Raw genomic sequence first — 25,765 nt, forward strand, 5'->3', positions numbered from 1 at the left:
CGCATTGTGCCGGATCAAAGCCCAGGCTTGCGACCCTGTCCTTGATCTGGGGCAATGCGCTGCGCGTGCGAATAGAGATGCTGATGCGGGCATGTGAGCCGGAAACGTCGGCGCCTCAACCGTCCTTAGCAAAGATCTCGATCACTGTGCTGCGCCCGCGGAGCGTAACCGGTGGCAGCGCGCTCCATCGTTGGCGCGCGGGCGTGATGCCGGCGATCTCCAGCGTCGTGGCCGAGGCAATGATGGTCTGTGGCACGGTCTTGCTATGGGCCTCCAGCCGTGAGGCGATGTTCACCGCATCTCCAAATACTGAATATTCTAGCCGATCGGCGTTCCCCACGACGCCCGCAAACACCTCACCGGCGTGGACGCCGATGCCGATTTCAACAACCGTGTCCTCAGCAGCAAGGCGGCGATCCGACCAGCGGTGGATCGCCTCGTTCATCGTATGGGCGCACGCAAGCGCGCGGGCCGCACCATTTGGCAGGCCAAACTGAACCGGCCCGTCGTCAAACAACAACATTGCCGCATCCCCCATGTATTTGTCGATCATCCCATCATGGTGGGCCGCGCTGGTTTCCACCTCATTGCGGAATGCTGTGATGAAATCACCCACCTCTTGCGGATCCCGAGACTCGGACCAGCGGGTGAAGCCACGGATATCGACAAACAGCACCGCCACTATCTGGCGCTGCCCCTGCTGCAAGGCAGCCAGTCCGCCATCGGCAAGCTGATCAGCCACCTGCGCGGGCAAGTAGCGCGTCAGGTTTGCACGTGCGTCTGCCGCCTCAAGTTCGCGGTAAAACAGGCGCCGCATCCGTGCGGCGGCCACCACCATGACCAACCCCGCAAGGAGAACCATCGTCAGCTTCATCACATTTGCAGGACCGTCCAATATGCTCTGCAACTGACCCAATTGCCCGACGTCAGAGTGCACATTTGGCCAGAAGATCAATGCCCCCAACCCGCCACTAAGCAGCAACGTTGTGTAGAGCTGCAACCGGGGGTCCATACGCATCACGCCATAGGCCAGCACCAAGGGAACCAGCCACGCCGGGGGCAATAACAGTGCAACCCCGCCGGGGTAGTTGCTGTTTTCCAGGCTGAACCACACATTGAATAGCAAGAATGCGCAATCCGCAGTGACGCTGACCCATGACATCCAAGGTTTGAACCAGCCCAATGTGGTCGCGACAAATGTCACCGCGCCCAGCATCAGATAAGCAAACATCGTCAAGACAGCAAACAGCAGCTGGCGATGTAAAAACGGCGCAAGCGAGCTGAAATCCACACCTGCCACGGTCACGACAAAGACCGTGAACAAACCCAGTGTCACCGCTATTCTAAGGACCGAAACCAAACGCTCTGCTGCGATAGAGGCTTCGTTCAGCAGCGGAGTGATCGCAGTATCCTGCATCAGTTTTCAGGTCGCCCCAACGGCACGACATTGGCCGGTTCAGCGCTTTGGCCAATGCCAGAAGATGGTGCCGCGATCTCTTCAAAGTCGAAATTATCCAGCCTTTGCGCACGCTTACCAGCCTTGTCCGCGCTGATCTTTATCTCGGCAATGTCCTTGGCAGCCATGCCAAAATGGCGGTCCAAATTACCAACCCGGTCACCAAGACGTTCGACATCCTTATGCAGATGCCCCAGTTCACTACGGATAGCCCCGGCCTGTTCACGCATACGGGCATCTTTCAAAATGGCGCGCATCGTGTTCAGCGTCGCCATGCAAGTGGTTGGCGAGACGATCCAGACCTTGGCCCCGAACCCCTCGCGGACCACATCCGAGAAATTGGCGTGCAGCTCTGCATAGACTGCTTCGGACGGCAGAAACATCAATGCGCCATCCGCAGTTTCACCGTCCAGAATGTACTTTTCGGAAATGGCGCGAATATGGCTGCGCAATGCGCCCTTTAGCTGACGTGCGGCACTGGCGCGCTGATCAGGCGTTTCCGCAGCCCGCAGCGCCTCATAGGGTTCAAGAGGAAACTTGCTGTCGATCACGATCGGCCCTGGCGGATTGGGCAAATGGATCAGGCAGTCCGCCCGTTTGCCATTGCTCAGCGTATGCTGGAACGCATAGCTGTCAGCCGGCAGCGCCTTGGACACGATATCATTCAACTGGATTTCACCGAAGGCACCGCGCGTCTGCTTGTTCGCAAGGATATCCTGAAGCCCAAGCACATCGCCCGACAGTTTGGTAATATTGTCCTGTGCCTTGTCGATCACCGCCAGGCGTTCCTGCAACTGCGTCAGCGAGGTGACTGTGCGTTTGGTAGAGCCGTGCAGGCTCTCCTGCATGCGTTCCTGCATTTCTGAGAGCGCACGAGCCTGCCGCAAAGCATTGTCAGACAGGCGGTCGTTCATTTGCTGCTGCACCGCGCCAAGCCGGGTCTCGACCGTCTGGATCATCTGCACCTGCGCATTGGCCTGCGCGTCCGAGACATGCTGTAGACCGCCACGCATTTGTTGCACGCTTTGACCCAGATGGGACATTTGCTGCGCCAGCGGCGCGATGCTGGCGGCTGCCCGCGCATTGGCCCGCAGCATCAGGACCAGCGCCAGCAGGACCAGCCCGCCCAGCAACAAAAGCAGTTGGACCTCAGGCTCGGCTGTGGTCACAAAGGTCAACACGCGCTCCATCAGGTGCGCCCAAATAGGCGTTCGATATCGGCCAGTTTGAGTTCTACATAAGTGGGGCGACCATGGTTGCACTGGCCTGAATGCGGGGTGGCCTCCATCTCTCGCAGAAGCGCATTCATCTCTTCTCCACGCATCCAGCGACCCGATCTAATGGACCCGTGACAGGCGACGCGGCTCAATATGGCTTCGATCTTGGCCTGAACCAGTTGGCTTTCGCCCTGATCGTCCAACTCATCCAGAATGTCACGCACCATCGCTTCGGCATTGACTGTGCCCAGGATCGCCGGCGTCTCGCGCACTGCAATGGCACCGCCTCCGAATGCCTCGATCCCCAACCCAAACCGGCCGAGTTCCTTGGCAACGGAGAGAATGCGGGCGCAGTCCCCCTCGCTCAGCTCAACAATATCAGGGATCAGCAAGGCCTGTGCTGCAACCCCGTTTTCCGCCATCTGGCGTTTCAGTTTTTCATAGACCAACCGTTCGTGGGCGGCATGTTGATCGACAATGACCATGCCGTCGCGGGTCTGGGCAATAATATAGTTTTCATGCACCTGTCCGCGCGCCGCACCAAGAGGCAGCTCTTCAGAGCTTTGTACACCTGCGGGTTCTGCTGTGATGTCGCCGCTGCTCTCAGTTGTTATCTGTGGATGGGGCGACGCGGGCGCATCGATGACGCGGCCACTGTAGGCCGTTGCGAATTCAGCAAAGCCTGTCGATGGCGGCGCGTCAACATTCGGCTGCTGGGTTTGATCGCGAGATTGCGCCGCATAGGACAGCGAGCGTGCACCCATTGAGGGGCGATCCATCTGATAGACGCGCGGCCCGCCCGTGGCTGTTGGTTGCTCCGGTCGCATGGCACCCAATGTAGCGCCCGCAACAGTGCTGGAGGCGCGATGACCGGCTTCAGCCAGCGCATGACGCAGCGACGAGACGATCAGCCCGCGCGCCACGCCCGGGTCGCGAAACCGAACCTCTGATTTTGCGGGGTGTACGTTGACGTCAACCAGAGTCGGGTCACAATCCAGAAACAACGCAGCCGCCGGATGGCGATCCCGACTCAGAAAATCAAAATAGGCCGCCCGCAACGCACCGGTGAGCATCTTGTCCTTAACCGGTCGTGTGTTTACGAACAGGAACTGGGCCACGGCAGCACCGCGCGAATAAGTGGGCAATGCGGCATATCCAAACAGCCGCACGCCATCGCGGTTGGCGTCGATCTTCAGCGCGTTTTCGGCGAACTCGCGCCCGAGGACAGTTGCCAGACGTCCGTGCAAGGCGTCAAAAAGATCACCATTCAAGGGGTCGGCCCGGAAGGTCACGCGCCCCTCACCCCCACCAGAAACATCACGCAAGGTAAACCCGATCGACGGTTCCGCCATCGCCAGCCGTTTGATCACATCACCAATTGCCTGACTTTCGGCGCGGTCACTGCGCATGAATTTCAGACGTGCAGGCGTGGCGTAGAACAGATCGCGCAGCTCAACCATGGTCCCGGCGCGCAGGGCTGCGGGTTTGACCGGCTCCATGCGCCCACCCGCCACGCGTATCTGTGCGGCCTCTTGTCCCCCTTTGGCCCGGCTGGTGATGGTCAGCCGTCCGACAGCGCCAAGCGACGGCAGCGCTTCGCCGCGAAACCCAAAGGTGTGGATGTTGAGAAGGTCAGAGCCGTCAATCTTGGAGGTGGCGTGGCGTGACAGGGCCAGCGGCAGATCCTCTGATGTCATGCCGCAACCGTCATCGCTGACCCGGATCAGCGTTTTGCCGCCATCCGCGATCTCAACAGTGATCCGCGTCGCACCCGCATCAATAGCATTCTCCACCAGTTCTTTTACAGCTGACGCGGGGCGCTCAACCACCTCGCCTGCGGCAATGCGATTGATCGCACTGTCATCAAGTTGCCGGATTACCGGTTGGGAACGGTCGCTGATTTGGGGGTCTGCATGTGCCATGCCGCTAGATTTAGCATGGCACATGACGATTCTTCCAGTCGCAATCCTAGCCGCCTGCCCCACACAACCGCCGTTTAGTTCAGACTCCGGCGGGGGCACCCGCACAATGACGGCAAGGGCCAAACAACGCCGCTATTGCCAATAGCAGACCCGAAACCGTCGCAATCATACCCGCTGCGCTAACCGCATCCGAGGCGCCCAACCAGAGCGGACCATAGCCTGCAAGTACATAGCCGAACACTGCTGAGGTGATGGCGAAAACCACGCTCCACCCGACTTGTCCTTCCAATCGGTTGGACATCATGCGGGCTGCCGCCGGCGGGCATATGAACATTGCGATCACGATGATGGACCCCACGGCATCAAAGGCCGCAACCGCTGCAATGGCCGCCGTGATCACCAGCGCCAGCCCGAGCAGATTGGTGGGGATACCCAAGGTGCGCGCAAACCCCTCGTCAAAAGTGGAGATCTTCAAGGCACGCCAAAACACCGCGATAAATAGCCCTACCCCCAACAATGTCAGCGCCATGCGCGGCAATTCAGCTGGCAGATAGCGTAGCGCAGCCGGATCCAGCAGCGAGCTCCAGCCGGTTGCGTCCAGCCAGATCAGGCTTTCAAGGTTGCCGTAAAGCGCGTGTTCCACATCCAGATGCACAGTCGAGGTATCAGTCTGCTCAAGCAGCAAGACACCGCCCGCAAACATAGTTGTGAACACAACCCCCATTGCCGCACCCGGTTCGATCCGGCCAAGGCGTCGGATCAGTTCGATGAGGACCACCGCGACGATCGCGGCGCCAGCAGCGCCCAGCATCATCGGCCCTGCCGAAATCGCGCCTGTGATCAAAAAGGCAACAACAATGCCCGGCAGCACCACATGGCTGATTGCATCTCCGATCAGGGCCTGACGGCGCAGCAGCAGAAAATTGCCCGGCAACGCACAGGCCACAGCAGCAAAGATCCCGATCAACAGTGGGGTCAACGACAGGGGAACAAATTCAGCGCCGTTCATGCCGGGACCTCGCGCGGGCCGCCAATGCGGCGGTCAATGTCTTTAATCTGATCAGGGGTCAGCACCGTCTCAATCTCGCGCAGCCCGTCATAGAGCGCGGCTGCGGCCTCATGGGTTTGATCACTGCGCACCAGCGCCCAGCGGTGTTCATCCCGCAGCGCCTTGGCGGCGCGGGCGCGACCAATCTCGGTTGCCACCCCATCGGCGCGGATAAGGCCGCTTCTGCGCAAGAGCCGCAGGGTCAGCGGTTCATAGATCACCTGATCCTGCGCCATAGCCAGCAACCCCTGTCGCAGATGCACCTGGCGCTGGAATCGCAGATGGCGCAGCACGGCGGCCAGCACCCCGCGATTTGGTGCCAAGAGCAGTGAGAGTGCGAACAGCGTAAAACTCATCAATACAATGATCGGACCGGTTGGCAGATTGGGGGCAGAGGCCGACATCGCAGCGCCCAGATAGGCGGACACCCCGCCCGCCAGCCCAGCAAGCAGGACCACCAGATCAGATCGTTCAGTCCAGAAACGTGCCGTGACCGCAGGGATGATCAGCAAGGCGACAATCAGGATCAGACCGACAATTTTCAGACCGACAACCGTCACTGCCATAACCAGACCCATCATCATCATGTCCACACGAGATACCCGGATACCACGCGCCGCTGCGTACTCGGGGTCGAATGCCACCAAAGTCATTGGGCGTCGTAACAGCAAGATCAGCAGCAGCGTGGCCATGCCACCACCGGCAATCACCAGAGCGTCACTCCAAAGCATGCCTGCGGTCGACCCGAGCAAGAAACCCTCAAGCCCCGCCTGTCGTCCGACGCCAAGAGTCTGAATGACCGTCAGGATAACAATACCAAAGCCAAAGAAAACCGACAGCACAGCGCCAATCGCCGCATCTTCAGCCAGTCTGGTGTTCCGTGTCAGCCAGTTGAGACACCAGAGGCCCGCCATCGCAGACAAAGCCGACCCCACCATCAACCCGGCGAGATTGCGCCCATCACCGCCGAAGGCCACCATGGCGAGGAACGCCAGCCCCACACCGGGCAGGGTTGCATGGCTGATCGCGTCGCTGACTAAGGCGCGTTTACGCAGGAACAGAAAGGTGCCGGTGATGCCCGCAGACACCCCCAGCAGCGTGGCACCAATCGCCACCAGCGTAGCGTTGTAGCCCAGTTGCAACAGCAGTGCATCCCAGATCATCAGAGCCCACCGACGCTCTGAGCTGCGGTGCCCAGCTGATCAACTTGCGCGGTTGCAAGACGACCACCATAGGCGGTCTGCAGGGTCTCGGCGGTGAATGCATCAGCGACCGGGCCTTCGGCGACCTTGCGGGTGTTGATCAGAAAGACATTATCAAAATATTCAGCCACTGTGGCCAGATCGTGATGAACCACCACCACAGTCTTACCCTCAGCACGCAGTTGCTTCAGCACGGCGATGATGGCTTTTTCAGTGGCGGCATCCACACCGGCAAAAGGTTCGTCCAACAGATACAGATCCGCACCCTGCGCCAAGGCCCGTGCCAGAAACACCCGCTGCTGCTGACCGCCGGACAATTGTCCAATCTGGCGGTTGGCGAAATCGCCCATGCCAACACGATTCAGACAATCCAACGCCGTAGCGCGGTGGCGACCTGTGATACGTCCCAGCAGGCCCAATTCGCGGTAGAGCCCCATCATCACCACGTCGATCACGCGGGTAGGAAAATCCCAGTCAACGCTGGCGCGCTGCGGCACATAGGCGATACGGGCGCGCTGACTGTCGAGAGGTTTTCCGAGCACCTGAACCCGGCCCGAAACTGGCGGCACCACCCCTAGCGCAGCCTTCAGCAGGGTCGATTTTCCGGCGCCATTTGGACCAATAATGGCAGTCATCTTGCCAGGATCAACGGTCATATCGACAGAGAACACGGCAGGTTTTTCGCCATAGGTTACCGTCAATCCGCGAATGGCCAGGGGCGATTGATCCATATCCCGGCGATTTTCAGCATCAGAAGCGGGTGCGCCGTTTTCGCGGGCAAGTTCCACAGCCATATCATCTGTTCCGTTCAATACCTGGCTCCTCAATACCCGGCTCCCGACAACCGACCGGACATCCCCTTGGCCGGGACCTCAGCTCCAAGCGCCGCTGCAATGGTGGTCATGTTGTGGTCCAGCATACCAACATAGGTTCCCTCATAGCTGCCATCCGCCCCCATCGCGTCGGAAAACAGCTCTCCGCCGATGCGAACCTCGTGACCCTGCGCGGCAGCACCTTCGATCAAGGCCCGCACCGAGCGGTCCGACACAGAGCTTTCGACAAAGACCGCAGAAATGCGGCGTTGCACCAGCATATCGACCAATGTGCCGATCCGATTCAGGCCGGCCTCGGACTGGGTGGAGATGCCCTGAATGCCCAGAACCTCAAACTCGAAGTCACGGCCGAAATAGCCAAAGGCATCATGTGCGGTGACCAATACACGGTTTTCCGTAGGCACATCGGCAAGAATATCACTGCCGTAGGCGATGAGTTGATCCAGTTCGGCAAGATGAGCGGCAGCGTTGATTGCAAAAAGGTTTGCCTGATCCGGGCGTGCCTCGGTCAGCGCTGCCTGCACTTCTGAAACCATATCTTTCCACAGAACCGGTGTCATCCAGACATGAGGGTCAAATTTGTCAGCGTATGTATCATGACCGCGTAGTTTGTCCCTGGCCAGCCCCTCGGCCACCGCAATCACAGGCCGCTTGCGGGCAAGATCATGAAAGAACTCCTCCATCTGCGCCTCAAGATACAGACCGTGCCACAGGACAAGATCCGCACGGGTCATCGCCACGATGTCGGATCGCGTTTGGCGGTAGGCATGGGGATCTACTCCCGGCCCCATCAACGCGCGAACCTCAACCGCATCTCCGCCAATCTGACGCGCCGCGTCGGCAATCATACCGGTGGTCGCCACCACTTTTAGCGGTGCCTCGGCGCGCGCCGAGATCGTACCGTTGCTGCCCATGGGCAGGCTTAGCATCACTACGGCGGCCATCAGCACCGCAAGTCCAATGCCACGGACCATCACTTCTATTGAGCGCAGTTTCGAGCGCATAGCCACATTCCCTTCGGGTTTCTCTACCTGACAATAAGGGAGCGTGCGGCCATCCTGTCAATGAAAATGCGAATTATTCGCAAAAAGAATTGAGAATCATTCTCAAATCATTTGATTTTTTGTCCAAGCAGTCAAAAATTTACCCCTCATTCCCCTCGCTCGCTTGCCAAGGCTGGGAGGGCGTGCGAATTTCGCACCGAACTCGAACGAGGATTCCCGGCATGGAAAGCCAAATTGCAGAGCACACCGCGCAGCTGCCGCAGGTGGGTGAACCGCGTAATCCCGGCATGGAGCTGGATCTGGACTGGGCGCTAGGGGTTGAGGCAAATACCTCGGCTATCGAACGTCGCTGTGCCACCCTGCCCGGTCGGCGCAGCGTCAAGAAGACCTATCAGGCAGCCTGGCTGCTGAAGGCGATCACGCTGATCGACCTGACTACATTGTCCGGTGATGACACTGTTGGCCGGGTGCAGCGTCTTTGCGCCAAGGCCCGTCAGCCGGTGCGCGCTGATCTGATGCAGGCGCTTGATATGGAACCGATCACCACCGGGGCGGTCTGCGTTTATCACGATATGATCGAGACAGCTGTAGCCGCGTTGGATGGCACCGGCATTCCGGTTGCCGCGGTATCCACCGGCTTTCCCGGCGGTCTGTCGCCCTTCCACCTGCGACTGGCAGAGATCGAAGAAAGCGTGAAAGCTGGTGCGAAGGAGATCGATATCGTGATCTCCCGTCGCCATGTGCTGTCGGGCAACTGGCAGGCTCTCTATGATGAGATGAAAGCCTTCCGCAAGGCCTGCGGCGACGCCCACGTCAAGGCGATCCTAGCCACCGGAGAGCTGGGCACATTGCGCAATGTCGCGCGTGCGTCGCTGATCTGCATGATGGCAGGGGCTGATTTCATCAAGACCTCGACCGGCAAGGAAAGCGTCAATGCCACGCTGCCAGTCAGCCTGGTAATGATCCGCACCATCCGCGATTATCACGAACGCACAGGGTACCGGGTTGGCTACAAACCTGCTGGCGGGATATCCAAGGCCAAAGATTCGTTGGTGTACCTATCGCTGATCAAGGAAGAGCTGGGGGATCGCTGGTTGCAGCCAGATCTGTTCCGCTTTGGTGCTTCGTCGCTGTTGGGCGATATTGAACGCCAGCTCGAACATCACGTGACTGGCGCCTATTCCGCCGGCTACCGCCACGCGCTGGCGTAAGACCCAGACGCCACCCTCGGGCGCCCTATGTGCGTCCGTCCGGGCCGTTTCCCAGATTCAGGGCAAACGGCGACAGACCACAAGGCTCGACACATGACCGTAACTGTAAAAGAGATCTTTGAAACGATGGACTATGGCCCCGCCCCCGAAAGTGCCGCTGACGCTCTGGCGTGGCTGGTGGATCAGGGCGCCCGGTTCGGCCATTTCATCAATGGTGAGTTCACGGCCCCCGGCGATGGATTTGACAGCAAGAACCCGGCCACCGGGGAGGTGCTGGCAACCCTAAGCCAGGCCACCCAATCCGACGTCGACAGCGCCGTGGATGCCGCACGCAAGGCGCAGGCCAAATGGTCAGCTGCTGGCGGCGCCGCACGGGCCCGGTATCTTTATGCCATAGCGCGCCTGATGCAGAAACACGCACGCCTGTTTGCGGTTCTCGAAACTCTCGACAATGGCAAACCAATCCGCGAAAGCCGCGATATTGATGTGCCACTGGCCCAGCGGCATTTCTACTATCACGCCGGCATGGCCCAGCTGATGGAAAGCGAATTGCCCGACCGTGAGGCATTGGGCGTTTGCGGTCAGATCATCCCATGGAATTTCCCGCTGCTGATGTTGGCGTGGAAGGTCGCGCCCGCCATTGCCATGGGCAATACCGTGGTGCTGAAGCCTGCGGAATATACCTCGCTCACCGCATTGCTGTTTGCTGATATCTGCCGCCAAGCGGGCCTGCCCAAAGGTGTTGTGAACATCGTCACTGGCGATGGTGCAGTGGGTGAAATGATCGTTGGCGCAGACGTCGATAAAATCGCCTTTACGGGCTCTACCGCTGTTGGTCGCCGCATCCGCGAGGCCACCGCAGGCAGCGGCAAGGCGCTGACGTTGGAACTGGGTGGCAAATCCCCCTACATCGTCTTTGACGACGCCGATATCGACAGCGCCATCGAAGGGCTGGTGGATGCCATCTGGTTCAACCAAGGCCAGGTCTGCTGCGCCGGCTCGCGTCTGTTGGTTCAGGAAGGCATTGCGGAACGTTTTCACACCAAGCTGCGCGCGCGGATGGACAAGCTGCGCATCGGCAATCCTTTGGACAAGAGCATTGATGTCGGGGCCATCGTGGATCCGGTTCAACTGACCACCATCAGCGAGATGGTCGCAGCCAACACTGCGGGCCGCATGCATCAGGCGCAGGTAGCTGTGCCAGAACGCGGCTGCTTCTACCCGCCCACGCTGATTGAAGGGCTGGCCCCCTCTGATGCCCTGATGCAGGAAGAGATTTTTGGACCGGTTCTGGTCTCCACCACTTTCCGTACGCCCTCTGAGGCGGTCGAGCTGGCGAACAACACCCGCTACGGACTGGCTGCGACCCTCTGGACCGAGAACGTCAATCTGGCGCTGGATATCGCCCCCAAGCTGGTGGCCGGGGTGGTTTGGGTCAATGCGACCAACCTCTTTGACGCAGCAGCCGGTTTTGGTGGCACCCGCGAGAGCGGCTTTGGCCGCGAAGGTGGTTGGGAAGGACTCAGCGCCTACACCAAGCCAAAGGGCAATACCAAAGCGCTGGAAAAAGTCACAGGCTTCAGCGGCGACGGTGCCCCCGTCGATGCCGTCGACCGCACCGCAAAATTCTATGTTGGCGGCAAGCAGACCCGCCCAGATGGCGGGTATTCCAAAGCGATCCACAGCAAGTCCGGCGCGCTTTTGGGCCACGTCGGGCTTGGCAACCGCAAGGATGTGCGCAACGCCGTGGAGGCCGCAGCGGGCGCAAAAGCGTGGTCCAAAACCACCGGCCACCTGCGGGCGCAGATCCTCTACTATATCGGCGAAAACCTGTCGGCTCGGGCCAGCGAATTTGCGGATCGTATCGACCGGATGACGGGAAAATCGCAGGGCGCGCAGGAGGTCGAGGCCTCGATCCAGCGCCTGTTCACCGCTGCTGCCTGGGCCGACAAATATGACGGTCAGGCGCATGGGGTGCCGATCCGCGGTGTCGCACTGGCGATGAAGGAGTCGGTCGGCGTGATCGGCGCGCTCTGCGCGGATGAGGCTCCCCTGCTGGGTCTGGTGTCGGTGATGGCACCAGCAATCGCGATGGGTAACCGGGTGGTTCTGGCCGCCTCCGAAGCCTACCCTCTGGCAGCGACAGATTTCTATCAGGTGCTTGAGACATCCGACCTGCCGGGTGGTGTTGTCAACATTCTGACCGGTCGTCACGCCGAGCTGGCCGAGCCACTGGCCTCACATCTGAATGTCGATGCGGTGTGGAGCTTCTCGTCATCAGACCTGTCTGCGATGATCGAAGAGGCCTCTGCCGGGAACCTCAAGCGCACTTGGGTGAACAACGGTTTGGCGATGAACTGGTCTGCCGATCACAGCCGTCGCTTCCTAGAAGCCGCAACGGAAGTGAAGAACATCTGGATTCCCTACGGCGAATAAACCGATTGGGGCAGCTATGGCTGCTCCGATCACATCCAGCAAAAAGGGCGCGACCAGAAATGGCCGCGCCCTTTTTTACGTTTGATCGGCTCTGCGCTGATCTCAATTGGTGGATTGCAAACCTTCCGGGCGACCGACCACGATAAAATGCAGCTGGTCCGGCAATAGGATTTCGCTGGCCACTTTGTTGATTTCTTCCAGCGTGACAGCGTTCACCTTGTCATTGCGGGTGGCCACGTAATCAATGGGCAGGTCATCCATCTGCATCCCCGCCAGGATCGAAGCGATGCGGCTGTTGCCATCAAAGCGTAGCGGATAGGCCCCAGTCAGATAGGTCTTGGCATCCTGCAACTCTTTTTCCGTCACGCCGTCAGCTGCCAGTTTTGCCCATTCCGCCTGAATGACCTCAACCGTTTCGGCAATCTTACCGTTGGCCGACGCGACCGACCCCATATAGACCGCCCCCAAATCACGCGGCACAAGGTAGCTGTAGACCCCGTAGGTCAAGCCACGTTTTTCACGGACTTCGGACATGAGACGGCTGTCAAAAGACCCACCACCAAGGATCTGATTAAGCAGATAGGCTGCGAAATAGCGCGGATCGTCACGTTCAATCCCAGCATGGCCAAACAACGCAACGGATTGAGGGGTGTCATAGTCCACCACCGTGACGCCACCCTCAATGGTGACATCAGCCGGTCCGGGTATGGCCGCGCCCTGTGCGGGCAAATCGCCCAGCAGGGTGTCGAGCAAGGCGCCAAGATCAGCTTCGGTGATGTCGCCAACCGCCCCGACATACAGCTGGTCACGTGCAAAGACCGCATCATGGGCATCGAAAATATCCTGACGGGTCAATGCGGTGACGCTGTCGATGGTGCCGTTGCCTTCTGTGCCATATGGGTGATCTCCAAATGCCATCTGCGAGAACACCCGCCCCGCAATATCATTGGGATCTTTGGCATCGGCACGCAGACCGGCAACCACCTGCGCCCGGACGCGGTCGAGCGCATCCTGATCAAAGCGTGGCTCATGAATGGTCTGGCGAAGCAGATCAATTGCCTGGTCACGGTTCTCGCTCAGGAACTGGGCTGAAATAGACACCGTGTCCTTGTCGGCATCATATGAGAACCCCGCCGCCAGGCTTTCCAATGCGCGGGCATAATCCTGCGCCGCCAGAGACCCTGCGCCTTCTTCCAGTAAGCCTGCCATCAGATAGGTGGCACCGCGCTTGCCGGGTTGATCCAGTGAGGTGCCGCCGCGAAACCGCAGTTCCAGCGCCGCAAAGGGAATGCTGTGATCCTCAACCAGCCAGGCCGTGATCCCGCCGGGTGAGGTGACTTCTTTGATCTTGATCTCCGCCCAAGCCGGCAGGGCGAGAAAACAGACGGTCAGAGCCGCCGCAATAGATTTCAGCGCCTTCATTGGCTTACCTCTTCGTCACGCATCATCCAACCAGTCACTGAAACCTCAGGTTGCAGCACCTCGCGGGCAACGGCAATGATCTCGTCTGCGGTGATGGACTGCAAAATGCGGGGCCAGGCCTGTACATCTTCAACTGTCAGTCCAGACGCCAGCGCCCGCCCATACCGATTGGCGATGCCATCGACATTGTCACGGGCGTAGATCTCGGAGGCACGCAGTTGCAGCTTGATCCGCTCCAGCTGATCCTCATCAACACCGTCCTCCAGGAAACGGGCAAAAGTTGCGTCCAGTGCGGCCTCAGCAGCCTCCAAAGTGACATCCGCACCAGGGACGACCAGAAAGTCAAATGTGGTGTCGTCCAAGGCGACGTCGGAATAGAACACACCGGTGTAGACCGCAACTTGCTGATCAAACTGAAGCGCATTCGACAGATATGAGGTGCTCCCACCACCCAAAAGTTCGGCCAACAGATACAGTGCAGCGGCTTGTTCCTGCGCACCGCTATCGCGTTCTGGCGCCAGATAAGAGCGCTGCACAAAGGGCTGGGCGACGCGTGGGTCCTTGTAGATGATGCGGCGCGCAGCCGTCTGCGGCGGCTCCTTGCTGCGCAAACGTTCCGGCAGATCGGGGTTGGCCGGTATCTTGCCATAGTGTTTTTCGGCCAGACCGCGCACCTCTTCTGGGTCCACATCACCAGAGACCACGAGAATCGCGTTGTTGGGCGCATAATAGGTGCCATAAAATGACAGCGCGTCCTGCATATCCAGCTCTTCCATCTCGTGACGCCAGCCAATGATGGGCTGACCGTAGCGATGATTCAGGTACTGCGCCGCGCTCAGCTGTTCCCGAAACAGCGCCCGAGGTTCGCTGTCTGTGCGCTGGTTACGCTCTTCGAGAATAACTTGGCGCTCAGTTTCAATATCGCGATCTGTGAGGCGAATATTGACCATACGGTCACTTTCCATCTGCATCATCAGGTCCAACCGGTCCGCCGCGACACGTTGGAAATAAGCGGTGTAATCATAGCTGGTAAACGCATTGTCCCGCCCGCCATTGGCCGCGACAGTCGCCGAAAGCTCGCCCGCCTCTAGCGTATCGGTGGCCTTGAAAAGTAGGTGTTCCAGAAAATGCGCGACACCCGACTGACCCACCGGTTCATCGGCAGAACCTGCACGGTACCAGACCATATGCTGCACGACAGGAGCGCGGTGATCTTCGATCACCACAACCTGCATTCCATTCTCCAGCGTAAAATTGGTCACCATGTTGGCGGCGCTGCTGTCCTGTGTGGAGGCGTCTTGGGCCTGCGCTGCACCAGCCGTCAGGCCAATCGCCAACCCGCTACCAAGCCCCGTTACGAGACCGGCTGTTTCCGTGGCCAAGAGCGCGGCAGCAACCGTGACGGCCCGCGTGATCGCTGGCATCATTTGGCGTTCTCCTTATATGAGATGCCCTAGGAGAGGAGTATCCGAGGCACCGGAATATTCAGTCGTCGGCAGATCAGCATCCAAGCTCTCCCATCAGGGAAAGGCGCGTACCCTCCTGTCCGCAGTCAGGCGCAGCGCATTGGGAGCAGATCCATCCGACAACATGTCATTGGCATCCGGCCCTGAAACAGAAACCAGAATAGCTGCTCTCAAATTACGCTCTGAGAGGCCATGTGCAAGGGAAATGGCATTATTGTGATCGCCCGGCACGGCGCGCGATATCGCCCTAGCGTTACTCAGCCGGTGGGGCAGAGGGGGTTTCGTAACCTGATCTGCGGAACAGCTCGCTGACCTGAGCGGGCGCGATAGCCTCGCGTTTGTAGGCCTCTTGGTAGCGATCGACCGGGAACAGTTTGAACCGTGCGGTGCGATTTTCACGCTTGCGCTTTTTCGCATCACGCGCGGCCAGATCAGCACGTACATTGGGGTCAACGCCATAGCGGCTCACCGCGGTCACCAATGCGCCATCGCTGGCCGGAATACTTTCTCCGGGGACCAGCGCCGCTGGGTTGCCGCCCAGAACAGCAACCGCTTCGCCCTTGGGATTGCGATCCGTCAGATTGGCCGCACCCGGTGTCGGGGTTGGCAAGGTCTGATAGCTGTTTGGTTCTGCCAGCGGCTTAGAAGGCAGTATCATAAATTCATCCGGCCCGGTTCCTGAGGGCCGCAGATCGCGCAACCCTTTTTGCCCGCAGGCAGAAACGGCCAGCACGCCCGTCAGAACAATCACACCAAAAGGGATCCGCATGATCCATTACTCCTGCCTGTTTCAGGCGCTTTTATCGCATTTACCCAGCAAGGTCACGCAGGGTTTTTCTGTCGACCATCGAATAGGATCAAACCAGCTGCGCCAACAAAGATGAAGACATCCGCAACATTGAAGACAAAGGGATTTTCGATGCCGCAGCAAGAGGTATTCAGAAAATCAAGCACATACCCGTAAAGCAGCCGATCCACAACATTGCCCAACGCCCCACCAATAACGAGACCAGCGGACAGCTGCATTGCGCGGGCATCGGCGGGCAAACGAGAGATCCAGATCACCAGCACCATACAGATCAGCATTGAGAGACTGATCAGGACCCATCGGGTCGTATCGGTGCCGTCACCAAACAAACCAAAGTTGATCCCGGTGTTCTCGCCATAGCGAAACCGCAGTAACGGCGGCAGCACATCAATGCCGCCGCGATTGGCCACATCCATGACCCGCACCACCAGATATTTGCTGATCTGATCGGCAAGCAGCGCCAGTATCGCAGCCCAGATCGTCACTTTGGCTCGCATCGTGCGGCCCCCTTTGCCCGAAATTTGAGGCGTGATCGGGCCAAAACAGGCCCGATCAGCCTCAACTGCATTTAGTGGCGGAAATGGCGCATGCCGGTGAAGACCATCGCCAGCCCGGCCTTGTTGGCGGCCTTGATCACCTCATCGTCGCGCATGGAGCCACCTGGCTGGATCACGCAGGTTGCGCCGTTTGCCGCAGCCTCCAGAAGACCGTCCGCGAAGGGGAAGAATGCGTCGGAAGCGACCGCAGAGCCTTTGGCCAGGCTCTCGGGCAATTCCAGCGCATCAGCCATCCGTTGCGCCTTGATGCCCGCGATGGTGGCACTGTCCAGACGGCTCATCTGACCTGCACCAACACCAACGGTCTGACCGGATTTGACATAGACGATAGCGTTGGATTTCACGTGTTTTGCAACCTTCCAGGCGAACAGCAAATCCTGCATCTGTTCTTCAGTCGGGGCCTTTTCAGTAACCACCTTCAGGTCATCCATGGCGCGGTGACCGACATCCTTGTCCTGCACCAGCATCCCGCCGGACACCTGACGGGTGGTCAGACCAGTGTCCTGCGGGTTGGGCAGACCATCGGTCAACAACAGTCGCAGGTTTTTCTTCGACGCGAAGATGGCTTTTGCCTCATCCGAGGCGCCCGGAGCAATGACCACTTCGGTGAAGATCTGCACGATTTCCGCAGCCGTCTCAGCGTCCAGCGGCTGGTTCAGGGCCACAATCCCGCCAAAGGCAGAGGTGCGGTCGCAGTCGAAGGCCTTTTGATAAGCATCCTTCAACGTCTCACCACGGGCCACACCACATGGGTTGGCGTGTTTGATGATCGCAACGGCGGGGCCATCTTCGGGTGCAAATTCACTGACCAGCTCAAATGCCGCATCAGTGTCATTGATATTGTTATACGAGAGTTCCTTACCCTGCACCTGCTGCGCGGTAGCGACCCCCGCACGTGCAGAACCATCCAGGTAAAACGCTGCCTGCTGATGCGGATTTTCGCCATAACGCAGTGTCTGGGCCAGCTGCCCTGCCACGGCGCGACGGCGCGGCGCCTCAAGGTTCAGCGCGCCCGCCATCCAGTTCGAAACCGCAGCGTCGTATGCGGCAGTGCGGGCGTAGGCGTTCTGCGACAGCCACTGACGGAAGCCATAAGAGGTTTGGCCATCGTTTTTGTCCAGCTCTGCCAGCAGCGGTTCGTAGTCCTCTACATCCACCACAACATTCACGAACAGGTGATTCTTGGAGGCCGCCCGGATCATCGCAGGGCCGCCAATATCAATGTTCTCGATGCAGGTGTCATAGTCGGCACCCTTGGCCACGGTTTCCTCAAACGGGTAGAGGTTCACTACCAACAGGTCGATGGCGCCGATGCCATGCTCATCCATCGCCGCGACATGGGTGTCGTTGTCGCGAAGTGCCAACAGACCGCCATGCACCATCGGGTGCAGCGTCTTGACCCGGCCATCCATCATTTCCGGAAACCCGGTAATCTCCGACACGTCCTTGACCGTCAGCCCTGCTTCGCGCAGCGCCTTGGCCGTCCCACCGGTGGAGAGCAGCTCAATACCGCGCGCGGCCAAGGCCTTGCCCAGGTCGATCAGCCCAGTCTTGTCGGATACGGAAAGCAGCGCACGGCGTACGGGGTGAAGGTCAGTCATGGCAGGGCGGTCCTTTTCAGGCTCAGTCAGTTAACTCGGGGTCGTCCCGGTTCAGGTCTCGCACGGCAACGGCAGTTTCCTGCGCCTTACTCAGCGTCCACCGGATGCGCGTGGCATAGTCCATTGCCCGCCCGGATAGAACGATCTGTTTTGCCGCACGCGGCTTCAAGCGGGTTTTTTCCAGGTACACGCTGGGTTCCAGCTTCAATTCGCAGGTTCCATCATGACGGAACACCCAGATCTCCCCGCTCTTGAGCGCCATGGATACTGCTGCGCCCCCCAAGTCAAGGGCCGCGTCCACATCCGGGTGCAGGTGAAGGCGGATATCAAAGCCGATACCACCCAGAGAATGTGCATCCATTGCCTTGTCAAAACGCCGTTTATTGCGGGTATCCAATGCCAGCAGCATATCCTCACCCGCCAGCCCACGGCCATCAACGGCCAATTCCAACGTCCTTGCATGGGTCAGGCCAAAGTTCTTCTCATAGCCGTTCTGGCCGCCCTGGAACCTATAGCCATCTTCCAGATCCGACAGGTCAAGCGGCACTGTGTCGGGAGCCTCTGTCATGATTTCATGACCGCTGCCGCGTTCCGGCGGTGCCAGTCGAGCACTGGAATGCCCTTCGATACATAGCGTGGAATGCGACGGTGTAGCCCGCCCAGCGCGGCGCCATTCCACGCCGAAGGTCTCGCCCGAGCCGCAGTTCACGATCAAGGGACGGCGGCCTGATGTCAGCTCAAACGCAAGGGTCGAGGCATGGCCGTTCCAAGAGGCGCGCCCTTTGGGCGGGACCGATGCGTCAATGATCACCGAGGTCCGACGCCCGGACAAACGCGCATAGCCCATCGCCAGCCCATCGGCGTGACGCGTCGTGACGTGGCTGGCCGCTAATGCGTGATCCAATCGCCCCTCCAGCCCGCGGCCACCGCCATGAAACCGTGCCAAACCACCATCACTATGCCGCAACGTGCGCAAGGTCGGCGCGATACGTTCAATGGCAGCTGTCTGTGCCGGGGGAACACCCCGACCAACATCCTGCAACGCCGCCGCAGCCCAGGTCAGCAGCGTGAAAACCTCCAACAACTCTTCCGGGTTGCGGGTTGGCAGGCCGCCCTGATCATCAATCTGGCGGGTGCATTCCTCCGCCAGCGCCTTGAGAGCCGCGTCAACCTGATCCTCATGCCCCTTGAGGGCGAGACCTGCGTAGATCAGCCCGGTCAGCGCCTCGAAACGTGGCAAACCCGGCGATGCTCCCTGCCAGCGCCGCGATAAGAACCAGGTCTGACGTGAGAGCGCCCCAAAGAAGGCTTCGGATTGTTCGGGTGTGCGCGCCGCCAGCAGGAACAGCGCGTGGTTGATCCAGCGGATCACGCGTCGCCCGGTCAGATCCGGCGACCAACCAGGGCCTGATCCTTTGCCATAGGCGGCGATCCACCCCCAAACCCAAAGCTGCGCCTTTTCGCGGGCACGAAAATCCCCGACAGCTGCCAGATCGTCCAGCCAGGCAAAGCCGTGGCGTTCAGCGTCAAAGGCAAGATCGGGCGCAACCACATCCCAGAGCGCAGTCGTAGGCGATTCGACCAGATACCCAGCAAACAGAAGATTACCAGCAACCAGCTGACGCCCTCGGGCAAAGCTGCCAATGGTGCGCGGCTCGGGTTGCGAGACAAAAGCGGTCGTGCCCGGCTGCCGCCGTGAGCGCCGCGCATAATATCGGTTCAACAGGCGGGTGCCGCGACGCGCCATTTTATCGTATCGGGACATGCTCTCTTGCCTCACGCCAGATAATTTTTCCGGGGCGTTTTCGGCTGAGCATAGCGACGCTTACGGGCCAAGTCACCGATAATGAGGCAGGCATCTGCGCGGCGGATCGGCAAAGGCTCGCCGAGACCTGAGGTCAGACCGTGGATTTGCGCAATTCCGCCATGTAGAAACCGTCCATACCGCCCAGATCAGCCCAGTAGTCAGGCCGCAGGCGCAACCCGCCTTCTTCGGTAATCCAGTTAGGGTCAATGCCCGCAATGTCGCGGATTCGATCGCCGACGGACATATCGGGAAACATCTCAAGCGCATCTTCAACCTGACACTCGCCCTCATCCGGCAACAGCGAACAGGTGCAATAGATCAACCGACCGCCGGGTTTCACCAAGCTCCAGGCGTGGGCGAGCATCTGTGCCTGCAATTCAATCAGCGCGCCGAAACCGCTGCCGTCTTTGGCATGGGGCAAATCAGGGTGACGACGGATTGTCCCCGTGGCAGAGCAAGGCGCGTCCAGCAGAACCGCGTCATATTGACCGGTTTGTTCTAACGCATCCCCTACAACAACGGTGGCCTCAAGGCCCGTACGCTCAAGATTCTCTGAAAGCCGCGCCATCCGCCCGACAGACTGATCCACCGCCGTCACATTGGCCCCGGCAGCAGCGATCTGCATCGTCTTACCCCCAGGAGCGGCGCAGAGATCCAGCACCGATTCGCCGGGCTTCGCCGCCAAAATTTGCGCAGGCAGCGCTGCTGCGGCGTCCTGAACCCACCAATCCCCTGTCGCAAATCCGGGCAGGCCCGAGACCTGAACGGAATTGTGGATACGATAAGATCCCGTTGGCAGCAAAACCGCCTCAAGCGCTGCAAGATCCGCGCCGGGCTTAGGGCTAAGATCCAGCGGCGCGCCTGCTAGATGGGCGGCCTCGATCTGCAACATGGCCGGTGCCCCCCAGGCCTGCGACAGCGGGCTGCGGAGCCATTTCGGGAGACGCGGCACCCGCAGTTTTGCCCATTCGGCAGGCCCGTGATCGGCCACCTTGCGCAATACCGCATTGACCAACCCCTTTAGCTTGCCGTGGCGACGGTGACGGGAAACGATATCGACCATCTCATTGACCACACCATGCGCAGCACCGCCCTGGCACAGCTCAACCGTACCAATCCGCAGGGCATTATGCACCGTCAGGGGTGTCGCTTTTTTCAGGTGCTTCTGCAGGATCCGGTCGGCACGTTCCAGATTGCGCAGTGTGTCTGTTGCCAGCCGCTGGGTGCGCGCGCGCTCCTCTGCGGGCAGTTTATCCAATGCGCCCGCTGCGTAACATTCGGACAGCAGCTTGCCTTCCCCCAGCACCTCATCAAGCAGATGAATGGCACGGCGGCGGGCTTGGGTTGCGTTGGACATACGAGGCTCCTGATGCACGGGCGGCAGCGGCATGGGTTGTCGCCGCCGGACGCGGGCGTATATCATAGAACGACAATAAGGAAACCCGGCATGAGTGACGCTGAAAAAACCGAAACCGAAAATCTGCCCCCAGCTGCACAGCGTGCGCTGGCAGAGGCTGCCGAACGGCGTAGGGCCGCCGAGGCCGAAGCTGCCAACCGCCCGGTTGAGCTGGGCGGTCGCGATGGTCCCGATCCTGCGCGCTATGGCGACTGGGAGAAAAAAGGAATCGCCATCGATTTCTGACGGTGTCGCCGCAGGAGGCCTGCATGATCATCGAGATCCGCCGCTACTGGCTGCACCCCGGCAAACGCGAAGCCTTTATTGACATCTTTGAACGGGTGAACAGACCAGCGATGCGGGCATGCTGGTTTTTGGCCCGATGTGCGATCTGGCAGATCCGGATGTCGTCCACTGGATGCGCGCCTTTGCAACGCTATCAGACCGCGAGCGCATCAGGGACGGATTTTATGATGGGCCCGTCTGGCTGAAGGACGTGGAACCGCGCGTGATGCCGCTGATCGCCCATTTCGAGGCCTCGGCGGTTGAGACCACCGAAGGGTTCGAGACGTTCAGTGGCTCTGCGTCCCTGCTCTGAGGATCAGAGACCCAGCACATCCAACATATCATACTGACCGGGTTCCTTGCCCTGCCCCCAAAGTGCAGCCTTAATCGCACCACGTGCAAAAATCGCCCGGTCGGTGGCCATATGGCGCAGCACGATACGCTCGCCCTGACCAGCGAACAGCACGTCATGCTCACCAACAATATCGCCGCCTCTAATCGCACTGAAGCCGATATCGCCGCGCTTGCGCGCGCCGGTAATGCCATCGCGGCCACTGTCCGAAACATCAGCCAGTGTGACGCCACGCCCCTCCGCAGCCGCTTCGCCCAGCATCAATGCGGTGCCTGAGGGTGCATCGACCTTGTGATGGTGATGGGCCTCAATCACTTCGATGTCGAAATCCTCATCAAGGGCGGCAGCAACCTTTTTGGTGAGCTGAACCAGAAGGTTTACACCTAGGCTCATGTTACCGGCCCGCATCTGCACCGAATGGCGTGAGGCTGGTTCCAACTGGGAAATTTGTGCGTCGTTCATGCCAGTGGTGCCAATCACATGCACTGCGCGTGCTTGTGCAGCCAGAGTCGCAAAGCCAAGTGTCGCCTCAGGGCTGGTAAAATCAATCACCGCCTGTGCAACTGAAAATGCCTCCACCGCATCGTCGGTCACGGTGACGCCGAGTTCGGGGCCGCCCATGGCAATGCCAACATCCTGCCCAACCCAAGCATGACCGCTACGCTCCACCGCACCCACAAGACGGGCGCGGGGATGGTCCACGATCGTTTTGATCAACATTTGCCCCATCCGACCAGAGGCACCGGTGATCACGATGCCTGGTGTGGCCGCGCTGGAAGCTGTCATGCTGGAAGCCGTCATGGGGTGGGTCCTCGCCTTTTGTGTCGTCCGTCCGGTGGGCTCTTTGTGCTGGATTTGTCCTAACCGCTTGCGCTGCGCTTGGCAAAGCCCTCCTTTCGGCATAAATCGGATATATGGCTAAGAACAAACTCCAAGAGGGCTCTGGTCCCTCACAACGACAGCTCCGCGTCGGCGAATTGATTCGCCGCGCCCTGTCCGAGATTTTTGCACGCGGCGACCTGCATGATCCCGACCTGAACCGGCTGTCGATCACCGTGGGTGAGGTGCGTACCTCGCCTGATCTTCGAATTGCCACTGCCTATGTGTTGCCGCTTGGCGGTAAAGGGCAAGAGGAAACGCTCAAGCTGATGGCCCGCAACAAGGGAGAGCTGCGTCGCATCATCGGCAAGAAATTGGCACTGAAGTTCACCCCCGAACTGAGGTTCCAGCTGGACGACACCTTTGACCGGATGGATGACACCCGTCGAATGCTGTCGCAGGACGCGGTGCGCCGCGACACGGGCGAGTGATCGTCCGGGCGATGGGTGTGGCGCTGGCCCTTTGGGCCACGCCCGCAGCCGCGGTGGAGTGCCGCGACATCGCCTATGACAGCAACCGCTATACGATCTGCGAGGTCGCTGTGGCCAAAGATGAGCTGCGCCTGTTTCTGAAGGATGACACCGGGCAGGTCTACGGTCATTTCTCTTCAATCGAAAATGCGCTGAAACCCAAAGGCCAAACACTGTCCTTTGCCACCAATGCTGGCATGTATCACCGCGACCGTTCGCCTGTTGGATTGTATGTCGATGGTGACACGGAAGAAATGCGTTTGGTCACCAATCCCGGCCCCGGCAACTTTGGCCTATTGCCAAACGGTGTCCTGTGCATTGGCAAGACGCGCACAGATGTCATCGAGACACTGACATTCGCCCAAACAACACCGCAATGCCGCTACGCCACACAATCCGGTCCGATGCTGGTGATCGACGGCGTCCTTCATCCACGGTTTTTACCGGACTCCAGCTCCTATTTCATCCGCAACGGAGTCGGGACCAGCGCCGACGGACAGCGGGTGGTCTTTGCCATTTCGCGCAACGCCGTCACCTTTCACCAGTTCGGAAGCCTCTTTCTCAACCACCTGAAGCTGCCGAATGCGCTGTATTTTGATGGCAATATTTCACGGCTGCACGCGCCGCAGATCAATCGCAGCGATGCCGGGTTCATGATGGGGCCAGTTGTGGGTGTGGTCACGGATAGGGCCACCGACGACGACGCGACCAACTAGGCCCTACGGGGCTAGCCACCGATATTTCGACCTGAATATCCAAGGACCAAGTTGTGTTTCACAGCGCCGTGCAATTGACAGCGCCGCAGGGCTGGGCTACCCCGCGCGCCTCTCTCACCGACGATGACATTGGGGTACGACATGGGACGCAAACGCAAGGGGCGCGATATATCCGGCTGGCTGGTGGTCGATAAACCCGCAGGCCTGACGTCCACCGCGGTTGTAAACAAGGTCCGCTGGGCCTTTGACGCCAAGAAGGCTGGCCATGCCGGCACCCTGGACCCCGAAGCAACCGGTGTATTGGCTGTGGCACTTGGCGAAGCGACCAAGACCGTGCCCTACATCACCGACGCGCTAAAGGCCTATACGTTTAACGTACGGTTGGGACAGGCCACCAACACCGATGATGCAGAGGGCGAAGTCATTGCCAGCAGCGATGCCCGCCCCAGCGACGCCGAGATCATTGCGGCCCTGCCGCAGTTTCTGGGCGACATCATGCAGGTGCCACCGAAGTTCTCCGCTGTGAAGATCGACGGCCAGCGCGCCTATAAGCTGGCACGCGCTGGCGAAGAGGTTGAGTTGGCGGCCCGCCCGCTTTGGGTAGAGGAGCTGACTTTGGTGGATCGCCCTGATGCGGATCACGTCATTCTGGAAATGACCTGCGGCAAAGGTGGCTATGTGAGATCCATTGCACGGGACCTGGGTGCCGCCCTTGGTTGCTATGGTCACGTAAAGTGCCTGCGCCGGATCTGGTCCGGCCCATTTGATGCAGAAGACGGCATCAGCCTGGAGACTCTGGACGAGATGGCAAAATCACCAGATCTTGATGGCTTCCTGCGCCCGCTAGAGGAAGGTCTTGCCGATTTGCCACAGCTGACCTGTACCCCTGAAGGGGCCGCAAAACTGCGCAATGGCAACCCTGGTATGGTCTTGGCTTCAGACGTGGAATACGGCGAGGAGGCTTGGGCATCCCTGGATGGCCAGGCTGTTGCCGTGGGCCATTACAAGGCAGGCGAATTACATCCAAGTCGCGTGTTTGTACGCTAACCTCAATTGACAGGACAGCGCCTCGCCGGGCGCCACAGGATCCATGATCAGCCGGACCCACACCAAGGGCGATGCGCCATCCACAGCAGTCTATTCAGATTGCGAACGATATCGCTACAGCCTCACTCGCGTTTGGGATCCGACGGCTGCACGGGTGATGTTTGTCATGCTTAACCCATCAACCGCAACCGAAGTGCAGAACGATCCGACAATCGAACGCTGTGAACGCCGGGCGCGGGCACTTGGGTTTGGAGGCTTTCGAGCCACCAATATTTTTGCGTATCGCGCCACCGATCCGCGTGACATGAAAAAAGCCGATGACCCCGAAGGTCCGGGTAACCAGGGTGCCATATTGGACGGCGCCGCCTGGGCTGATCAGATCATCTGTGCCTGGGGGACGCACGGTGCGTTCCGCCAGCAGGGAAACCAGGTCGCGGCGGCGCTGTTGCAAGCAGATACAACGCTGTTCCACCTTGGCCTTAGCAAGGCTGGGCACCCCAAGCATCCGCTCTATATCGGCTATTCTCAACAGCCAGAGATTTGGCATCCTGAGGCGCGATAAGATCTCGCTAACCAACGTATCTGATTTATTTGAGAAAACAACCTAAACGTGTCTATTGTGGATAGTGC

Annotated in this window: 23 protein-coding genes; 8 read left to right on the forward strand and 15 right to left on the reverse strand. The window is 59.6% G+C overall.

Features of this window, described 5'->3' with window-relative positions; all coding sequences use genetic code 11:
* Positions 1-115: 115 nt before the first annotated feature.
* The 7 genes from PhaeoP97_RS15665 to PhaeoP97_RS15695 all read right to left on the reverse strand — a co-directional run bounded on the left by PhaeoP97_RS15665 (position 116) and on the right by PhaeoP97_RS15695 (position 8,682).
* Positions 116-1,417 carry an adenylate/guanylate cyclase domain-containing protein gene (locus PhaeoP97_RS15665; RefSeq protein WP_072505858.1) on the reverse strand — a complete coding sequence of 434 codons (1,302 nt, stop codon included), beginning with the start codon at positions 1,415-1,417 and terminating at the stop codon, positions 116-118.
* Entirely contained in the window at positions 1,417-2,646 is a 1,230-nt protein-coding gene (locus PhaeoP97_RS15670) for a DNA recombination protein RmuC (protein ID WP_072505859.1), read from the reverse strand. Before PhaeoP97_RS15670 ends, PhaeoP97_RS15665 begins: the two co-directional genes overlap by 1 nt.
* Positions 2,646-4,595, reverse strand: coding sequence for a DNA mismatch repair endonuclease MutL (mutL, locus tag PhaeoP97_RS15675; protein WP_072505860.1), 1,950 nt, complete (start codon positions 4,593-4,595; stop codon positions 2,646-2,648). The genes PhaeoP97_RS15670 and mutL overlap by 1 nt, the downstream gene beginning before the upstream one ends.
* A 79-nt stretch (positions 4,596-4,674) precedes the next feature.
* Entirely contained in the window at positions 4,675-5,604 is a 930-nt protein-coding gene (locus PhaeoP97_RS15680) for a metal ABC transporter permease (RefSeq protein WP_072505861.1), read from the reverse strand.
* The gene (locus PhaeoP97_RS15685) at positions 5,601-6,806 is read right to left on the reverse strand and encodes a metal ABC transporter permease (protein ID WP_072505862.1); all 1,206 of its coding nucleotides are present in this window, start codon (positions 6,804-6,806) and stop codon (positions 5,601-5,603) included. Before PhaeoP97_RS15685 ends, PhaeoP97_RS15680 begins: the two co-directional genes overlap by 4 nt.
* Positions 6,806-7,639: a metal ABC transporter ATP-binding protein gene (locus PhaeoP97_RS15690; RefSeq protein WP_072506525.1), complete on the reverse strand. Its 834-nt coding sequence runs from the start codon at positions 7,637-7,639 to the stop codon at positions 6,806-6,808. Before PhaeoP97_RS15690 ends, PhaeoP97_RS15685 begins: the two co-directional genes overlap by 1 nt.
* 29 nt (positions 7,640-7,668) lie before the next feature.
* A complete protein-coding gene (locus tag PhaeoP97_RS15695; RefSeq protein ID WP_083570399.1) occupies positions 7,669-8,682 on the reverse strand; it encodes a metal ABC transporter solute-binding protein, Zn/Mn family in 1,014 nt (337 codons plus the stop codon).
* Between the two features lie 221 nt (positions 8,683-8,903).
* Between PhaeoP97_RS15695 and deoC the strand changes: the two genes are divergently transcribed.
* Positions 8,904-9,893: a deoxyribose-phosphate aldolase gene (gene deoC, locus PhaeoP97_RS15700; RefSeq protein ID WP_072505863.1), complete on the forward strand. Its 990-nt coding sequence runs from the start codon at positions 8,904-8,906 to the stop codon at positions 9,891-9,893.
* Between the two features lie 93 nt (positions 9,894-9,986).
* Positions 9,987-12,329, forward strand: a complete 2,343-nt coding sequence (locus tag PhaeoP97_RS15705) for an aldehyde dehydrogenase family protein (RefSeq protein ID WP_072505864.1) — start codon at positions 9,987-9,989, stop codon at positions 12,327-12,329.
* A 102-nt stretch (positions 12,330-12,431) separates the two neighbouring features.
* Here the strand turns inward: PhaeoP97_RS15705 and PhaeoP97_RS15710 are convergent, their stop codons facing one another.
* From PhaeoP97_RS15710 to PhaeoP97_RS15740, 7 genes are all read right to left on the reverse strand, one after another.
* Positions 12,432-13,751 carry a M16 family metallopeptidase gene (locus PhaeoP97_RS15710; RefSeq protein WP_072505865.1) on the reverse strand — a complete coding sequence of 440 codons (1,320 nt, stop codon included), beginning with the start codon at positions 13,749-13,751 and terminating at the stop codon, positions 12,432-12,434.
* Complete coding sequence (locus PhaeoP97_RS15715; protein ID WP_072505866.1) at positions 13,748-15,178, reverse strand: M16 family metallopeptidase; 1,431 nt, start codon at positions 15,176-15,178, stop codon at positions 13,748-13,750. Before PhaeoP97_RS15715 ends, PhaeoP97_RS15710 begins: the two co-directional genes overlap by 4 nt.
* A gap of 292 nt (positions 15,179-15,470) precedes the next feature.
* On the reverse strand, positions 15,471-15,986 hold the full coding sequence (locus PhaeoP97_RS15720) for a DUF3035 domain-containing protein (protein WP_072505867.1): 516 nt from the start codon (positions 15,984-15,986) through the stop codon (positions 15,471-15,473).
* A 53-nt stretch (positions 15,987-16,039) separates the two neighbouring features.
* Positions 16,040-16,522: a signal peptidase II gene (gene lspA, locus PhaeoP97_RS15725; protein WP_014881358.1), complete on the reverse strand. Its 483-nt coding sequence runs from the start codon at positions 16,520-16,522 to the stop codon at positions 16,040-16,042.
* A 71-nt stretch (positions 16,523-16,593) separates the two neighbouring features.
* Complete coding sequence (gene purH, locus PhaeoP97_RS15730) at positions 16,594-18,183, reverse strand: bifunctional phosphoribosylaminoimidazolecarboxamide formyltransferase/IMP cyclohydrolase (protein ID WP_072505868.1); 1,590 nt, start codon at positions 18,181-18,183, stop codon at positions 16,594-16,596.
* A gap of 22 nt (positions 18,184-18,205) precedes the next feature.
* A complete protein-coding gene (locus tag PhaeoP97_RS15735) occupies positions 18,206-19,948 on the reverse strand; it encodes a heparinase II/III family protein (protein WP_072505869.1) in 1,743 nt (580 codons plus the stop codon).
* Positions 19,949-20,081: 133 nt separating this feature from the next.
* Entirely contained in the window at positions 20,082-21,347 is a 1,266-nt protein-coding gene (locus PhaeoP97_RS15740) for an RsmB/NOP family class I SAM-dependent RNA methyltransferase (RefSeq protein ID WP_072505870.1), read from the reverse strand.
* A gap of 90 nt (positions 21,348-21,437) precedes the next feature.
* Between PhaeoP97_RS15740 and PhaeoP97_RS15745 the strand changes: the two genes are divergently transcribed.
* A complete protein-coding gene (locus PhaeoP97_RS15745; protein ID WP_072505871.1) occupies positions 21,438-21,632 on the forward strand; it encodes a DUF1674 domain-containing protein in 195 nt (64 codons plus the stop codon).
* A gap of 118 nt (positions 21,633-21,750) precedes the next feature.
* Entirely contained in the window at positions 21,751-21,984 is a 234-nt protein-coding gene (locus PhaeoP97_RS15750; protein WP_072505872.1) for a hypothetical protein, read from the forward strand.
* Between the two features lie 3 nt (positions 21,985-21,987).
* Here the strand turns inward: PhaeoP97_RS15750 and dapB are convergent, their stop codons facing one another.
* Positions 21,988-22,824 (reverse strand): 4-hydroxy-tetrahydrodipicolinate reductase, encoded by an 837-nt coding sequence (gene dapB / locus PhaeoP97_RS15755; protein ID WP_237028952.1) that lies wholly within the window; start codon positions 22,822-22,824, stop codon positions 21,988-21,990.
* Positions 22,825-22,937: 113 nt separating this feature from the next.
* Here dapB and rbfA point away from each other — a divergent pair, with 113 nt between their 5' ends.
* The 4 genes from rbfA to PhaeoP97_RS15775 all read left to right on the forward strand — a co-directional run bounded on the left by rbfA (position 22,938) and on the right by PhaeoP97_RS15775 (position 25,697).
* The gene (gene rbfA, locus PhaeoP97_RS15760; RefSeq protein ID WP_072505873.1) at positions 22,938-23,333 is read left to right on the forward strand and encodes a 30S ribosome-binding factor RbfA; all 396 of its coding nucleotides are present in this window, start codon (positions 22,938-22,940) and stop codon (positions 23,331-23,333) included.
* Positions 23,334-23,344: 11 nt separating this feature from the next.
* Positions 23,345-24,088 (forward strand): phosphodiester glycosidase family protein, encoded by a 744-nt coding sequence (locus PhaeoP97_RS15765; protein WP_192849718.1) that lies wholly within the window; start codon positions 23,345-23,347, stop codon positions 24,086-24,088.
* 141 nt (positions 24,089-24,229) lie between these two features.
* Entirely contained in the window at positions 24,230-25,135 is a 906-nt protein-coding gene (gene truB, locus PhaeoP97_RS15770) for a tRNA pseudouridine(55) synthase TruB (RefSeq protein ID WP_072505874.1), read from the forward strand.
* A gap of 43 nt (positions 25,136-25,178) precedes the next feature.
* The gene (locus PhaeoP97_RS15775) at positions 25,179-25,697 is read left to right on the forward strand and encodes a DUF1643 domain-containing protein (RefSeq protein ID WP_072505875.1); all 519 of its coding nucleotides are present in this window, start codon (positions 25,179-25,181) and stop codon (positions 25,695-25,697) included.
* The last annotated feature ends 68 nt before the right edge of the window (positions 25,698-25,765 follow it).

The organism is Phaeobacter porticola (assembly GCF_001888185.1).
In the GTDB taxonomy this organism is placed as follows: domain Bacteria; phylum Pseudomonadota; class Alphaproteobacteria; order Rhodobacterales; family Rhodobacteraceae; genus Phaeobacter; species Phaeobacter porticola.